The organism is Flavobacterium sp. CYK-55, from assembly GCF_018413465.1.
In the GTDB taxonomy this organism is placed as follows: Bacteria; Bacteroidota; Bacteroidia; order Flavobacteriales; family Flavobacteriaceae; genus Flavobacterium.
Window position 1 is genome coordinate 53,735 of sequence record NZ_JAHCDK010000009.1, and the last position, 14,719, is coordinate 68,453.

General features: G+C 38.6%; 13 protein-coding genes. 1 reads left to right on the top strand and 12 read right to left on the bottom strand.

Annotation, left to right across the window (positions count from 1 at the left end; translation table 11 throughout):
• Positions 1-8 precede the first annotated feature (8 nt).
• The 6 genes from KIH23_RS10345 to katG form a co-directional block, all read right to left on the bottom strand.
• Positions 9-383 carry a diacylglycerol kinase gene (locus KIH23_RS10345; protein WP_213213415.1) on the bottom strand — a complete coding sequence of 125 codons (375 nt, stop codon included), beginning with the start codon at positions 381-383 and terminating at the stop codon, positions 9-11.
• 10 nt (positions 384-393) lie between these two features.
• Positions 394-891 carry a thiol peroxidase gene (tpx, locus tag KIH23_RS10350; protein WP_213213416.1) on the bottom strand — a complete coding sequence of 166 codons (498 nt, stop codon included), beginning with the start codon at positions 889-891 and terminating at the stop codon, positions 394-396.
• A gap of 136 nt (positions 892-1,027) precedes the next feature.
• On the bottom strand, positions 1,028-1,285 hold the full coding sequence (locus KIH23_RS10355; protein ID WP_213213417.1) for a DUF6952 family protein: 258 nt from the start codon (positions 1,283-1,285) through the stop codon (positions 1,028-1,030).
• 35 nt (positions 1,286-1,320) lie between these two features.
• Positions 1,321-1,629, bottom strand: a complete 309-nt coding sequence (locus tag KIH23_RS10360) for a thioredoxin family protein (RefSeq protein WP_213213418.1) — start codon at positions 1,627-1,629, stop codon at positions 1,321-1,323.
• Positions 1,630-1,641: 12 nt separating this feature from the next.
• The gene (locus KIH23_RS10365; protein ID WP_213213419.1) at positions 1,642-2,280 is read right to left on the bottom strand and encodes a peroxiredoxin; all 639 of its coding nucleotides are present in this window, start codon (positions 2,278-2,280) and stop codon (positions 1,642-1,644) included.
• A 155-nt stretch (positions 2,281-2,435) separates the two neighbouring features.
• On the bottom strand, positions 2,436-4,619 hold the full coding sequence (katG, locus tag KIH23_RS10370) for a catalase/peroxidase HPI (RefSeq protein ID WP_213213420.1): 2,184 nt from the start codon (positions 4,617-4,619) through the stop codon (positions 2,436-2,438).
• Between the two features lie 184 nt (positions 4,620-4,803).
• Here katG and KIH23_RS10375 point away from each other — a divergent pair, with 184 nt between their 5' ends.
• Positions 4,804-6,720, top strand: coding sequence for an amino acid permease (locus KIH23_RS10375; RefSeq protein WP_213213421.1), 1,917 nt, complete (start codon positions 4,804-4,806; stop codon positions 6,718-6,720).
• 1 nt (position 6,721) lies between these two features.
• Here KIH23_RS10375 and KIH23_RS10380 read toward each other — a convergent pair whose 3' ends face one another.
• From KIH23_RS10380 to KIH23_RS10405, 6 genes are all read right to left on the bottom strand, one after another.
• Positions 6,722-7,120: a hypothetical protein gene (locus KIH23_RS10380; protein WP_213213422.1), complete on the bottom strand. Its 399-nt coding sequence runs from the start codon at positions 7,118-7,120 to the stop codon at positions 6,722-6,724.
• Positions 7,121-7,139: 19 nt separating this feature from the next.
• A complete protein-coding gene (locus tag KIH23_RS10385; RefSeq protein WP_213213423.1) occupies positions 7,140-8,246 on the bottom strand; it encodes a DUF1566 domain-containing protein in 1,107 nt (368 codons plus the stop codon).
• Between the two features lie 76 nt (positions 8,247-8,322).
• A complete protein-coding gene (locus KIH23_RS10390; RefSeq protein ID WP_213213424.1) occupies positions 8,323-9,936 on the bottom strand; it encodes a T9SS type A sorting domain-containing protein in 1,614 nt (537 codons plus the stop codon).
• A gap of 11 nt (positions 9,937-9,947) precedes the next feature.
• Positions 9,948-11,657 (bottom strand): metallophosphoesterase family protein, encoded by a 1,710-nt coding sequence (locus tag KIH23_RS10395; RefSeq protein WP_213213425.1) that lies wholly within the window; start codon positions 11,655-11,657, stop codon positions 9,948-9,950.
• Between the two features lie 3 nt (positions 11,658-11,660).
• Positions 11,661-13,214, bottom strand: coding sequence for a T9SS type A sorting domain-containing protein (locus KIH23_RS10400; RefSeq protein WP_213213426.1), 1,554 nt, complete (start codon positions 13,212-13,214; stop codon positions 11,661-11,663).
• Between the two features lie 201 nt (positions 13,215-13,415).
• Positions 13,416-14,534, bottom strand: coding sequence for a T9SS type A sorting domain-containing protein (locus KIH23_RS10405; protein WP_213213427.1), 1,119 nt, complete (start codon positions 14,532-14,534; stop codon positions 13,416-13,418).
• Positions 14,535-14,719: the final 185 nt, after the last annotated feature.

A 14,719-nucleotide genomic window follows, 5' to 3' on the forward strand; every position in this document is an offset into this window, starting at 1 on the left:
ATTTTAGCTTATAAAAACTTAGGAATATATATCAAACAACCAACAGCAATAGCCGTGAGTGCAGCAAAAAAAACTGAACCAGCAGCTATATCTTTGATAAAACCTATTTTTTCGTGATATTCGGGATGAATAAAGTCAGCTATTTTTTCAACAGCGGTATTGAGTCCTTCAATACTAAGTACCATGCCAATTGCAAACGTTTGCATCACCCACTCTGTTGTTGAAATATCAAAATAAAAACCACCAATAATCATGAGAACTCCAATTGAAGTCTGCACCATAATACTGTGTTCGGTTGTGATAAGTTTAATCATGCCTTTGAGCGCAAAACCCACACTTTTGAGTCTTCCTGTAAAAAAAGTATTGTCTTTTTGAAATTCCATAATCAATAATTTATAAAACAGCTATAGCCAAATTGTAATTAGGCTCTGAAGCAATTTCAGGAACCAATTCAGTATAGATAACTTGTGCATTTTCATCTAAGACAATTACAGCACGTGCATGAAGACCATTAAGGTTTCCGTCTGTCATTTCTAATCCGTAGTTTTTACCAAAACTTCCGCTTTTAAAATCAGAAAGCGTCATAGCGTTTTCTATTCCTTCTGTCCCGCAAAAACGCTTCTGCGCAAAAGGCAAATCTCTAGAAATACACAAAACTTTTGTATTATTCAAACCGGCAGCCATTTCATTGAATTTTCGAACAGAAGTTGCACAAATTCCAGTATCAATACTCGGAAAAATGTTGAGGATTAACCGGCTTCCTGCAAAGTCACTCAGAGTTACCGTTGATAAATCATTTTTTACTAATTCAAAATTCGGGGCTTGGGTTCCTGCTTTAGGAATTTCTCCAGAGGTGTTTACAGGGTTCCCTCCTAATGTGATTGTTGACATGGCTTTATTTTAGGTTTCAAAAGTAAAAAATTATTTCGATTTATAGGTGTGTTTTTTTGAGGCTTTAAACAATAAAAAACCCGCAACATAAACCTGTTACAGCATACGTTGCGGGCTTACCCAATAATTGTGTAGGTTATTTGTCAATTGATCCTGTGACCCTTTTCATAAAGGAATTAAGCGCTTCTTTTTTTTCGGCTCCTTGACGAATCATTTTATGAACTTCAATAGCACCGTATAAATTTGAAATAAGCTCGCCTAATACATCTAATTCTTCATCACTTAAAGAAGAAACTTCAGTAAGTGATTCAAGAACTTCAATGGTTTCAACCAAATAATCTTGATCATTATCTTCAATGAACTGAGTGAGGTGTCTGATGATGGGCAATTTCATAGCACTTTGATTTTTTTAACGCTTTTGGCAGGTAATTATTGTAATTCTTTAATTAAAGCCTCTAGAACTTCAGCTTTGTTGGTTTGCGCTTCATTAACCAATTGACCTTGATCAAAGATAGCAAAAGTTGGTAAATTTGAAACATTCGCCAATTGTCTTGATTGAGGATAAAGTTCAGCATCAGCCAACACAAAAGTCATGTCTGGATTTTCATCTGCATGTTTTTTAAACTTGGGCTTCATAATACGACAATTGCCACACCAAGAAGCAGAGAATTGAACAGCTACTTTTGAATTCTGCTGTACTATTTCAGCTAAATTATCCTGATTGAGTTCTACAAACATTTTGCAAATCTTTTAGTGTGATGATAAATATTGAGCCGTGCTATTTCGATCAGCATTCATGGCATCTTTACCTTCTTCCCAATTGGCCGGGCAAACTTCACCTTTGGTTTGTACGTGTGTGTAGGCGTCAATCAATCGCAAATATTCGTTAACGTTTCTTCCAAGTGGCATATCGTTTACACTTTCGTGGAAAATTTTTCCGTCTTCGTCAATCAAATAAGTAGCGCGGAAAGTTACGTTTGAACCTTCTAGAATAACACTGTCGGTTTCTTCGTTGTATTCGCTAGATTCAATATCCAAAATACCCAAAACAGTTGATAAATTTCTGTTGGTATCTGCTAAAATAGGATAAGTTACACCTTCAATTCCTCCCGCATTTTTAGGTGTATTCAACCAAGCAAAATGTACCTCATTGGTATCACATGAAGCGCCAATAACCATAGTATTTCTTTTTTCAAACTCTTGCAAAGCAGCTTGAAATGCGTGCAATTCAGTCGGACAAACAAAAGTAAAATCTTTGGGATACCAAAAAAGAATTACTTTTTTCTTGTTTTCAACGGCTTCATCTAGCACATTAATTCTAAGGTTATCGCCCATGAAAGAGATGGCGTCTACGGTAATGTTCGGGAATTTTTTTCCTACTAATGACATGGTAATATAATTTAAAAAGGTTTAATCAATTTTACGGCGCGAAGTTAAGCATTAACTGTAGAATTTCCATATGATTTTTGTCAGTTTTAAACATAAAAAAAGCGTTCCTTTTTATTTGAAACGCTTTTTAAAATAATCAATATTAAGCAACTGGTTTACAATTCAAAACGATCTAAATTCATAACTTTATTCCATGCTAAAACAAAGTCGTTTATAAATTTATTTTCATTTCCGCTTTCGGCATAAACTTCTGAGATGGCTCTGAGTTCAGAATGCGACCCAAAAATTAAGTCAGCTCGGGTTGCTGTCCATTTTTTGACTTGTGTTTTTCGGTCTTTACCTTCAAAGTATTCGCCTTTTTCATCTGTCGCTGTCCATTGGGTATTTAAATCCAACAAATGAACAAAGAAATCGTTGCTCAAAACACCCGGATTTTGCGTTAATACTCCGTGCGCTGAATGGTTGTAATTAGCATTCAAAACGCGTAATCCGCCCACCAAAACGGTCATTTCTGGCGCGGTTAATTCTAGCAATTGGGCTTTGTCAACCAATAAGGCTTCAGTAGTTGAATAACATGAAGTGGCTTTGTAATTTCTGAAACCATCCGCTTTGGGTTCTAAAACTTTGAATGATTCAATATCGGTTTGTTCGATAGATGCATCGGTTCTTCCGGCATGAAAAGGAACTACAACATGGTATCCACCGTCATGAGCCGCTTTTTCAATGGCTGCATTTCCAGCCAAAATAATCAAATCAGCAATGGATACTTTTTTATTCGATTGTTGATGATTGAAAGCTTTTTGAATTTGTTCCAAAACAGCTAACACTTTTTTAGTTCTTGCAGGATTGTTGGCTTCCCAATTGATTTGTGGTTCTAATCTGATGCGACCTCCGTTGGCTCCGCCGCGTTTGTCAGAACCTCTAAAAGAAGCCGCCGAAGCCCAAGCTGTTGCTGTCAATTCAGAAACACTCAAACCACTTTTAAGTATTTCAGCTTTGAGTTTTGTCTGATCTTCTTGATTGATCAATTCATGGTCAACAGCCGGAATCGGATCTTGCCAAATAAGTTCTTCTTTTGGAACTTCACTTCCTAAATATCTTGAGCGTGGGCCCATATCTCGATGAGTCAGTTTGAACCAAGCTCTGGCAAAAGCATCTTCAAAAGCTGCAAAATTCTCTAAAAAATGACGTGATATTTTTTCATACGCCGGATCCATTTTCAAAGCCAAATCAGCCGTAGTCATAATCGGCGCATGTTTTTTATTCGGGTCATGAGCATCTTCAACGGTTGTTGCTGCTGATTCATCTGTGGGAATCCACTGAAAAGCACCCGCCGGGCTTTTGACTAATTTCCAATCGTATTTGAATAAAGTTTCTAAATAGCCGTTGTCCCAAGTAGTTGGATTGGGTTTCCATGCCCCTTCGATTCCGCTGGTAATGGCATCGCCGCCTTTTCCGGAACCGTGTTTGCTGATCCAACCCATGCCCATATGTTCTATTTCGGCACCTTCAGGTTCGCGACCTACTAAAGCTGCATCACCGGCTCCGTGCGCTTTGCCAAAGGTATGACCTCCAGCAATTAGTGCAACGGTTTCTTCATCATTCATAGCCATGCGCGCAAAAGTTTCTCGAACATCTTTGGCAGAAGCTATCGGGTCAGGTACACCGTTCGGGCCTTCAGGGTTTACATAAATCAATCCCATTTGAACCGCTGCGAGCGGATCTTCAAGCTCTCTGTCGCCGGCATAACGTTTGTCTCCCAACCATTCTGTTTCAGTTCCCCAATAAATATCTTGCTCTGGTTCCCAGATGTCTTCACGCCCACCCGCAAATCCAAAAGTTTTGAAGCCCATAGATTCAAGCGCACAGTTTCCGGCCAAAATCATCAAATCAGCCCATGATAATTTCTTGCCGTATTTTTTTTTAATAGGCCAAAGAAGCATTCTCGCTTTATCTAAGTTTCCGTTGTCAGGCCAACTGTTGATGGGTGCAAAACGTTGATTTCCGGTTCCGCCGCCACCGCGACCATCAGATATTCTATACGTTCCGGCGCTGTGCCAAGTCATTCTGATAAACAGCGGGCCGTAATGTCCGTAATCAGCCGGCCACCAATCTTGAGAATCGGTCATCAAATCATAAATATCTTTTTTTACAGCTGCTAAATCAAGTGATTTAAAGGCTTCGGCATAATTAAAATCAGCATCCATTGGGTTTGATAACTGGCTGTGCTGACGAAGAATATTGAGGTTTAATCGGTTGGGCCACCAATCTTGATTGCCTGTTCCAGTATTGGGTGATTTGTGGTGAAAAGGGCATTTAGCTTCGTTTGAATGTTCCATATTGAATTGTTTTTCAGGTTAATAATTTTAAAAATGAATTGATTCAAAAGTAGTTTCTTAATCAATCTGAATTATTGTTTTTAATTATTTGTTTTTATTTTAAAATAGTCTGAGGTTATTCTTAAGCAGATTTTTCAATGGTAAGCGAATAATCATATATTTGTTTGTTCATAAAAAGAAAAGCATGTCGTTTTCAAATTTATTCCGCAAAAAATCAGTTCACGATATTTTAAAACAAGTTGAAAAAAATGAGTCTGACGGACATCATTCACTCGGAAAACATCTTACAGCGCGCGATTTAACTGCCTTTGGCATTGCCGCAATTATTGGTGCGGGGATTTTTAGCACCATTGGTAAAGCCAGTGCTGATGGCGGTCCGGCGGTAATTTTCTTGTTTTTGTTTACGGCCTTGGCTTGTGGTTTTGCAGCCTTTGCTTATGCAGAATTTGCCTCGATGGTTCCGGTTTCAGGAAGTGCTTACACCTATTCATACGTGGCTTTTGGCGAAATCATCGCTTGGATTATTGGTTGGGCGCTGATTATGGAATACGCCATTGGCAACATTACTGTGGCCATTTCGTGGAGTGATTATTTTACCGGTTTGCTCGAAAGCATGAACATTCATTTGCCACAATATATCCAGATGGATTATCTTACGGCATCCAACGGTTTTAAAGATGCCACCGCGCTGATGCAAGGCGGAAAAGTTTTTGAAAATTTAGATGAAGGCTTGCAACATGCATACACAGCTTGGACTTCGGCACCGACGATTGGTTCGTTTCACTTGGTGGCTGATTTACCGGCTTTGCTCATCATCATCATCATCACAGCTTTGGTTTATCGCGGTATGAAAGAATCACGCAACGCCAGTAACTTGATGGTTGTGGTTAAATTGTGCATTATTCTTTTGGTGATTGCGGTTGGGATTTTTTATGTCGATACCGAAAATTGGCATCCTTTTGCTCCCAACGGAATTGGCGGTGTCCTCAAAGGTGTGTCGGCGGTTTTCTTTGCCTATATTGGTTTTGATGCGATTTCAACAACTGCTGAAGAATGCAAAAACCCGCAACGCGATTTGCCGCGCGGTATGATGTGGGCGATTATTATTTGTACCATTTTATACATTGTTATCGCACTTGTATTGACCGGAATGGTTTCATACAGTGACCTTAATGTGGGCGATCCGTTGGCTTTTGTTTTTGATAAACTCAACCTCAAATGGATGTCCGGAATCATAGCTGTGAGCGCCGTAGTAGCGATGGCGAGTGTGCTTTTGGTTTTTCAGATGGGACAACCACGCATTTGGATGAGCATGAGCCGCGACGGATTATTACCCAAACGTTATGCACGCGTACATCCGAAATATAAAACGCCTTCATACGCCACTATTGTTACCGGTTTTGTGGTAGCAGTTCCGGCTTTATTCTTGAATTTAACGATGGTAACTGATTTGTGCAGCATCGGAACTTTATTTGCTTTTGTATTGGTTTGTGCCGGAGTTTTGGTATTGCAAAACAAGCCCGATATTCCGCGTGGTAAATTCAAAACGCCCTACATCAATGCCAAGTTTGTAGCGCCTATTTTATTTATGGCCGGTTTGGTCTTTGCTTTTACGTACAACAAGCAAGCAACGATGAACTTTATGACCAATGAAAAACAAATCAATGCGCCCGAAGATATTGTGACTTCACTCGATGCTAATCAAACCAAATTGGTGACTGATTTTATGATTGCCAAAAATCCGAAGCATGCTGAAAATGCCGATCTTGAAGCATTATTGAGCGATTATCACAACGATGAAACTACCTATAAAACTTTAGTTGATGAACTTCCGATTGCTGAAAATCAGAAATACCAAAGCGGATTTGCACTGTTTCAGCACAAAATTCCGATGTGGATTTTTATGTTTGTTTTGGTTGGATTGGTGCTTTGGGCTTATCGATCAAACTTATCTTTGATTCCGCTTTTGGGCTTGGTTTCGTGCTTATACATGATGGCCGAACTCAGCGTATGGAACTGGATTTATTTTACCATTTGGCTATTGATCGGACTCAGTATTTACTTTGGATTTAGTTATAAGAATAGTAAACTGAACCATTAATCTAGTTTTTATTAGCAGCTTTCATTTTCATAAATTCAGACAATCTTGAGTTGTAAATAATTTGCAAATGATATTGTTCATCCGCAATTTGCCTTGTTAAATCTTGGATTAATATTTCATTTGGTTTTTCAGAACAAATCTCTTGGTATAAGTTTTTCCGATATTCTTCAATCACATTGACCAAGTGCCTTTCTTTATTTGCTAACTCAATTTCTTTAGCGATGAGCGTTTGTTTTTGTTTTTGATTAAGTACTAAGTCTTTTTTTTGTTTTTCAATAAAGCAATCCAATACAAGCTCTCTTTTTTTCTGATTTTGATTACACGCTAAAATCAAGTACATAAATATCAAGTTGACTAATAGCCTTTTTTGAATACTTCCGGTAATAAGTTTTTTTCTCATTAATAATTGATTTAAATGATTAATGACTTATCATTATTTTTTGAGTTATCAATGTACCTTCATCAACTTTCAAAAAATAGATTCCATTAGGCAGAAGACTAGTGTTCATATGATAAGAGCTAAATTCAGCAACCTTTTGCCACAATGAGTTGTAAAGTGAAAACCGATGAGTCTCTGTTGATTTGTTCGTATAAATCTGAAAATAAGCATCAGCCGGATTGGGGTATATCGTATAGCTTTTAAAATCTTGATTCTGATTGTTCAGACTAGACTCACCTGAAACACAGATCACATAATTACTGTTGGTTTTTAAATCATAGGTTGTGATTCCAAATTGTGTATTCCAATACCAAGCTTTAAGATTTTGGTTCGATAAAGTTGTCGAAGACCAATAATTTCTAACACCTACATTATTAAAAACACTTCCAATGGCTGGGTTAACCAACTCCGGATCGTGCAGCGATTGCAATTCTTTGATGTTGGGTAATCGCCACTGACTGTTGCCCGCCAAGGTTAATTGTTCGGCATAACTGAGTGCTTGCTCCCAAGTCATGCCGGTAGTATTGGGCGCTTTCTGCCAAGTTAATTGCGTCAATAAATCCGTAACCGTTCCATCAGCGTTATCCATAAAGCGCTCGGTCAACTCAATAGTTGGACTCGTTTGTCTCACGGCTCTGACGTGAAATTTTTTACTGCCACCGGCACTGATGGTTTCAGATTTAGGATGGTTGCCAATTCCTCCACCGGCATTGGTACACCAAACTTTGTTGGCATCACCCAATTGTGTTTTACTCGTCCACCAATATTCTGCACTCGTGGTTGCAAAGTAGTTGGTATCGAGCGCCGGATTGTTTCGTTGGTGATTCAAAATCGAAAAACCTTCAATCGGACTGGGCAATCGCCAATCGGTGTAACCGGCCAAGTTGAGTTGATCGCAATACATCTGAGCTGACTCAAAAGTCATTTCGCCTCCGTCTTGTATGGCCCATATCAAACCCGTGTTTACATCGGTCAGTGTTCCATCATTATTCAAAACATATTGAGGTGGATTAATACTATAATCACTGTCTTCACCAAAGGTTGAAGTATAGTTGTTGGTCTGACCGGTATCAGGCAATAATGCCATTGTTTTTTGAACCGTTTGTCCGCTAAGTTTTATCCAGCAAACACAAAATAAGAGCCATCGCATTTTTTTCATCGTCTTATTCTACCATTAATTTTTGTGTAATTGAACTACTGTTGGTTTCTATTTTTATCCAATACATTCCGTTTGAAAACCCTTGTACATTGATTGGTGAGGTAAATCGAGGAGATGAAAAAACTTTTTTGCCTTGCGCATTATAAATGACAACTTCGCGGATATCGGCTTTGAGCTGTTTATTTTTAAGTTCTATTTGCACCCAATTTTGAGCAGGATTAGGTGAGATGATAAGCTCCGGGCTTTGGCTAAAAGTACTTTGTGCTAAGTTAGGAACTGTGCATTGTGAAAAACCATTGTAATTGGTGGTTGTAGTTCCTGAAGGAGTTACATAATTAAAAGTATAACTGGTTCCGTTCCAACTAAAATTAGTTGCATAACCGGCAGTTCCGTTGAGTGTGTAAGATAAATTATATCCGTTGTTGTTTGTGTTGGGTGTGCAAGTAGTTATTAATGCTCCGTTGAGCGGGGTCCAATTTTCGTTTCGCACCGGATGAGCAGCTGCTTGCGGAATCAATTGATGCGTAGCATCTTCAGTTACTTGTCCTACAAAATTACCAATCATATACGGAGCGGTTGAAGTTCCGTGGTAGTGATAAACGCCGTTGGTCCCGATATGACCGTGATTGCTATCCAGCGGATTCATTGGGCTTCCGTCGGGTTCAACGCTTCCATAAACCGCATAACCATCAAAACCAAAGGCACAAGGCAAAGAAGTCTGCGTCTGACCCAAAGTATATAAATGCAAGGGCGCTATATGGTAATGATAATCATCGCCCCGACCACAGTGTCCGCCATAGTTGTCAAGTTGACCATCAAGATAAGAATCAACGCCTGTATTGGTGTGATAATTAAAAATAGGAACACCATTGGCTGCAATTCCAATTGCTCCGCGGGTAAAATGTATTTCGTCAATCGGAATTGGCGAAGCAGCCATCACCGGATTGAGCGGAATGCTCCATGCATTGTTGTTGATATAACACTGAGGAATGGGAACTTGTTGTTGCCAACCGTGATTTGAAATTCCAACCATCATCGGGTGATTGGGTATTCCTTTGGAGTGTACATAAAAATAGGTGTTGTCCCAACTGGTACTTACCGTAGATGAAAACGGTGCAAAAGCGGAATTGATAAAATCCGGGTCGGTTATGGTTAATTGAGCCGTAAATCCAAAAGTTAAAGTAGCTAGCGCCACCATCAAAAGAGGTTTTAAATAGCGTGCTTTTTGTCTATTGATAAACAGCATCATACAGAGTAAAAAAGCGGCTGAAATAAACCCGATGAATTGAATTTTCTCAACTAAAAAGTTTTGACTGCGATTCTCTTTTGAAGGCGCTTCATCAAAAGGATTCTGATTTAATTCTTGCACTCTGTGGTTTTTGGCCAATGCATATTGTTGGTCTTCTTTTGAAAGATTTTTAAGCGGTATTTTAACCAAATTCAAATGCGCATCTTCCAGATATACACAATCGTTTTTGAGCATATAAAAAGTTCCGTCAGCTATTATTTTATTTTGCTGATTAGCCCAATGATGCAGAGGGAATTGCCCCGGATGCAAGTCATGCGCTTGAGCTGTCAAACCAACAAAGGCGAGTAGTATTAAAATTGCTTTTTTCATAAAAAATATTTTTATCGTTTGAGGATGATTTTCCCGCTTTCAGTTTTGCCTGATTCATGTTTGATTTGATATAAATAAACACCGTTGGCAGCTTGATTACCGTCATTATTTTGCCCGTCCCAAACCACTTTGTAATTTCCGGAATTGATGGTGTGTGCCGGGATTAACGTTTTGATGAGTTGTCCATGGATGTTATAAATTTCAACCGATACATACGCTGGTTTTTCAAGTGAAAAAGCAAGGGTCGTTTCAGTTGAAAACGGATTCGGATATACAATATCTTCTGGATAATCAGCATTCCACATCATACTCGGATGCGTACCAAGCGTATAACAATTCTCCGCAGGAATAAAATAACTTGCTGATACATCTTTGTTGTGACGAATGTTGTTTTCGCTCTCAGGTAAATAGGCTCGCACATATTCAACCAAGATGCCTGCTGCTGAAACAGTAACGCGAATATGTCCTGAATTGGGCAAAATTTGACCTTCAAGATATCCGTAAGTAGTGGCATACGCAACACCGTTAAAGTTCGGATGACTCGGTTGCGGTGTTTCTTGATAAATAAGGCAGTCTTTTTCTTGTTTTCCGAAAAAATGATCGTGTCCGTGAAAGAAAATATTGACTTTATTTTGGGTCAGTAAATCTTTGATGGGCATATCCCAAGTGGGGCGATTCGCTGCCCATCCATTGGTTCCGTCGAGGTTTTGTCCGCCCCATTCATATAAATTGGCAAATTCAATACCGCCGCGTCCGTCAGCATCGCCTCCGACCATTTGATGTGAAAAAACAAATTTATATTCGGCCGTACTGTTGGCTAAAGTATTTTTAAGCCAATTGTATTGCGAAGCACCTAAAGTCCAGCGCCAACCGGTAGTTGCCGTTGGTTTGGGCGAAGTATACCAATAAGGATCTAAAACCACAAACAAAGCATTACCCCATTGCCAGGCGTAATAGTTTTCGCGTTGTCCAACATAGTCGTGTTGGGTAGTATCGCCAGTGTAAAAACCACCATCCGGATAAGGATTCATAAAGTATTTTTTTCTTTCCAATGTGCTCCAAACTGCAATGTTGTTGGGCGTGTTGTTCAAGTTCCAACCACATTCGCCTTCGTGGTTTCCTAGGGCAATATATAACGGAACTGAATGTGCTATTTTTTCATAATAACTTCTCAATAATTTACATCTATACGGAATAGTGTCGTGCGGAATACTATTGGTAGTCAAGTTTTTGAGTTTGTCGGTCATTAAAAAATCGCCTAAATCAATCATGAAATCCGGGTGATCTTCGAGCTGATTTTGTAAGCATCTTTGATACAAAACAGGATTGCTTTGTTCGTCTAAATGCGGATCGGCTTGTACCACAAAAGTAAAACCTGTATCCACATCGCGCTGCGTGTGAAAGGTGTGTTCAGGCTGGCTCAAAATTGAACCTCCGGGCAATCGATACTGTAGCTGATAGTAATAAGCAGTATTAGATGACAGGTTTTGAAGGGTTAATTCTGCAGGTTCGTTGGCCAAAAAAAGCTGCCAATTGGTTTGAAAAGAGTAAACTCCTGAAGCGAGTCCGTATTGAACGCGCATTTCTACATCTGCATCAAAAAAAGCTTGTACCGTAATGCTGTTGTCAGTTGGGCACCCTAAAATTTCAGATTGTGTGATATTTTGTCCGAACGATTTTGTAAACACCAATCCAAGAAAAAAATAGTTTATGAATCTCATTTCTTAATGTTTGATGATTATTTTTTGGGTTTCAAACTTTGTATCATCTGCTTTTAAGAAATAAACGCCATTGGGCAAATGTGAAGTTTCAAATGTATTGGTATCGAACGCAGCTACTTTTTGTCCGACCATATTATACAATGAATATAGATGCGTTTGGGTATTTTGATTTGTTGATATGTTGATGAAATTATTAGCCGGATTCGGATAAACCGTCCAATTTTTTTCTGATTCAAAAGTGTTGTTGGCCAGCGCACAATTGCCTAGGCTGTAAGAATAACCAATTTCACCATTGGTATGACCAGCAGAACCTGTTGTTCCCGGTATATAGGCTTTAACATAATCAACGGTTACGCAATCAGGAGTTACTTGCACGCGAATGTGTCCTGTTCCGTCTAAAACCACATCTGTGTAGGCGTCGGCGTTGGCAGTATACCCAATTTGATAAGTGATGTCGCTGGGCATCGGAACTTCTTGATAAACCACATTATTGAGCACTTCTTTGGCAAATAAATGATCATGTCCTTGAAAGAAAATATCTACTCCGCTATCTTCAAAAACTTTCTGAATCGGTTTGCCCCAACCGGGTCTGTTGGCATCAAACTGGTAATTATTACCGGTGCCTTGATATCCGCCCCATTCAAATTGAGTGGCTGTTGCGATGCCTCCACGTCCTTGTCCGCGGGTGTGATGCGCAAAAACAAATTTGTGGGTGGCTGTTGAATTCTCTAATACATTGCGCATCCAGAGATATTGCTGATATCCCAGCGTCCAATTCCAATTTTGCGGTTTATCACTCAAAGTAGTATAAGAAGAGGTTCGGTAAACATCTAAAACCACAAACAAAGCATCGCCCCATTGCCAAGCATAATAGTTTTCAGGACTTTCTATCCCAAAGTTTTCAATAGTCGTATTCCCAGAATAAAAGCTATTTGGGCTCGGATTTGGATAATAATATTTACGCCATAAAGTGCCCCAAACGGCTATATTGTTGGGTGGTGTTTGCGCCATATAATAATCATTTTCGCCTTCGTGGTTTCCGAGGCATACATAAAACGGAACAGAATGACATATTTGCCCCAAGTATTGTCGGTAATCTTTGTGTAAGGCATCCATATCAGCGCTCGTTGTGGTTGTGGGCGTATGATCATCGCCAAAAATATCGCCTAATGAAAGCATAAAATCAGGTTGGTCCGCCAGCTCATTGGCTAAGGTAACTTGATACATATCGCGATTTCCTTTGATGTCATATAAGTGTTCGTCAGCTTCAATTGTAAAGGTAAAATTACTACCCGGCGCTCGTTGGGTATGAAAAGTATATTCGGGAGTATTGAAAAAAGTTGAACTACTCGTTGGTTTGTATTTCATTCGGTAGAAATAACGCGTATTCGGATTGAGATTGTTCAGCTCAATTTCGTCAGGCACGTTGGCCAGATTTGATTGCTGATTGGTTACGAGATTGTATTGGGTACTTTGTGTGCCGTATTCAAGATAAAAATCAACATTCTGATCAAAAAGAATACTCGCAGTTACTGAATTGTTGGTGGGTTTTCCCAAGATAATTGATTTTTCTTGCGCTTTTGTGAGGGTTGTTAAAAGAACAAAAAACAGATTTAAAAAGAACGGTTTAAAGGTCATAATTAAGAGAGCTAGCGGTTAATTCTGTTCATAGACTTTTGTTTTTTAAAAGGGTTTAAAATAAAAAACCACCCCGTTGCCGAAGTGGTTCCCATTTTCCCCCGAAAATGTTTTGTATTTTTAAAGTTTGATGATTTTACTAGTTGTAGTTCCTTGTTCAGAAACAATTTCAAGCAAATAAGTTCCCGTGTTTAATGAAGAAAAATCAATAGTAGATTTATCAGACATGTTTAAGTTTTGCACTAATACTTTTTGCCCCATTAAATTATATACTTGAACCGAAAATAATGAAGCGTTATTTTTTGATTCAATATTTAAGATGTTTTGCACCGGATTAGGATACCATTGAATATTTTTGGTCAAATCATTAATGGTAAGCTCCGGCGATGGGCTTCCGCCGCAATTTTCATTAAAGCTAACATTCACCAAGTTGTATTGTGTTTGAAAAAAATCGAGTTCGTTTAATCCGCTAACTCCATCGTGTTCAAAAGTATCTAAACAAACATTGGTCAGTGAAGGATTTCCGGTTAAAGCCAAGTAAAAATGGCATCCGCCGCCCATAACATCACAAAAATCAAATCGATTATTTTTAATATTAAGCGACTGTAAATTTGGATTGTTTCTGATTGAAATAGTCTCACCCAATTGCAAAGTTTGCGATAAGTCTAATGCTGTTAATTGTGTATCTTCACAATAGAAATTTTCTAACCTAAGTTGCTGAATTTGTAGTGTTGAATATAAATTTCCGGAGATATTTAAATAAGCATAATTTGCTGTAGCGGGAAGATTAAGCTGAGTAATTTGATTATAAGACAAATCTAATTCTAAAGTTCCCGTGCCTACATTTACAGCAGAGATTTGATTGTGCGCACAACGCAATTCCTGAAGTGTTGATGTATCAAAATCAAGAGAACTGATGTTGTTGTTATTACAATTCAAACGCTTCAAATAACCTAAAGTAGTAAGCGGTAGCTGATCTATTTGGTTGTTTTCACAATTGAGTTCTCTTAGATTAATGAATTGCTGGATACCTTCAAGCGATTGAATATTGGCATTTGACAAATCGAGATACTGAATGTACAGAGCTTCTTCAAGCTGAATTTCACCGTCACCATCAAGGTCAATAAGACCATTCTCAAGTAAGCGATTTTTAAAATTCGCATCAGGAATTGAAATTGTTTGTGCATTCATCGCACAAGATAAGCCACTGGCTAATATGTAAGCAAATAGTTTTTTCATGTAAAGTAGTAGTTTTGGGGTTTCTAGTATTTACATGACAAACGTAAGTCAAGCATTAAACATAGCTGACACAAAAGTTTACCTATTCGTTGTGGTGCTGCAAAAGCTCGATGAAGTAATTTTGCTTATAAAAATAATCTTACAGAAATATAATAGGGTTATTTGATAGAAATTGGCAAAAACTG

Coding starts and splice junctions, on each gene's coding strand:
- KIH23_RS10345 (WP_213213415.1), bottom strand. CDS start 383: ATGGAATTTCAAAAAGACAATACTTTTTTTACAGGAAGACTCAAAAGT.
- KIH23_RS10385 (WP_213213423.1), bottom strand. CDS start 8,246: ATGGCATTATTGCCTGATACCGGTCAGACCAACAACTATACTTCAACC.
- KIH23_RS10375 (WP_213213421.1), top strand. CDS start 4,804: ATGTCGTTTTCAAATTTATTCCGCAAAAAATCAGTTCACGATATTTTA.
- KIH23_RS10390 (WP_213213424.1), bottom strand. CDS start 9,936: ATGAAAAAAGCAATTTTAATACTACTCGCCTTTGTTGGTTTGACAGCT.
- KIH23_RS10365 (WP_213213419.1), bottom strand. CDS start 2,280: ATGTCATTAGTAGGAAAAAAATTCCCGAACATTACCGTAGACGCCATC.
- KIH23_RS10395 (WP_213213425.1), bottom strand. CDS start 11,657: ATGAGATTCATAAACTATTTTTTTCTTGGATTGGTGTTTACAAAATCG.
- KIH23_RS10360 (WP_213213418.1), bottom strand. CDS start 1,629: ATGTTTGTAGAACTCAATCAGGATAATTTAGCTGAAATAGTACAGCAG.
- KIH23_RS10380 (WP_213213422.1), bottom strand. CDS start 7,120: ATGAGAAAAAAACTTATTACCGGAAGTATTCAAAAAAGGCTATTAGTC.
- KIH23_RS10355 (WP_213213417.1), bottom strand. CDS start 1,285: ATGAAATTGCCCATCATCAGACACCTCACTCAGTTCATTGAAGATAAT.
- KIH23_RS10405 (WP_213213427.1), bottom strand. CDS start 14,534: ATGAAAAAACTATTTGCTTACATATTAGCCAGTGGCTTATCTTGTGCG.
- tpx (WP_213213416.1), bottom strand. CDS start 891: ATGTCAACAATCACATTAGGAGGGAACCCTGTAAACACCTCTGGAGAA.
- katG (WP_213213420.1), bottom strand. CDS start 4,619: ATGGAACATTCAAACGAAGCTAAATGCCCTTTTCACCACAAATCACCC.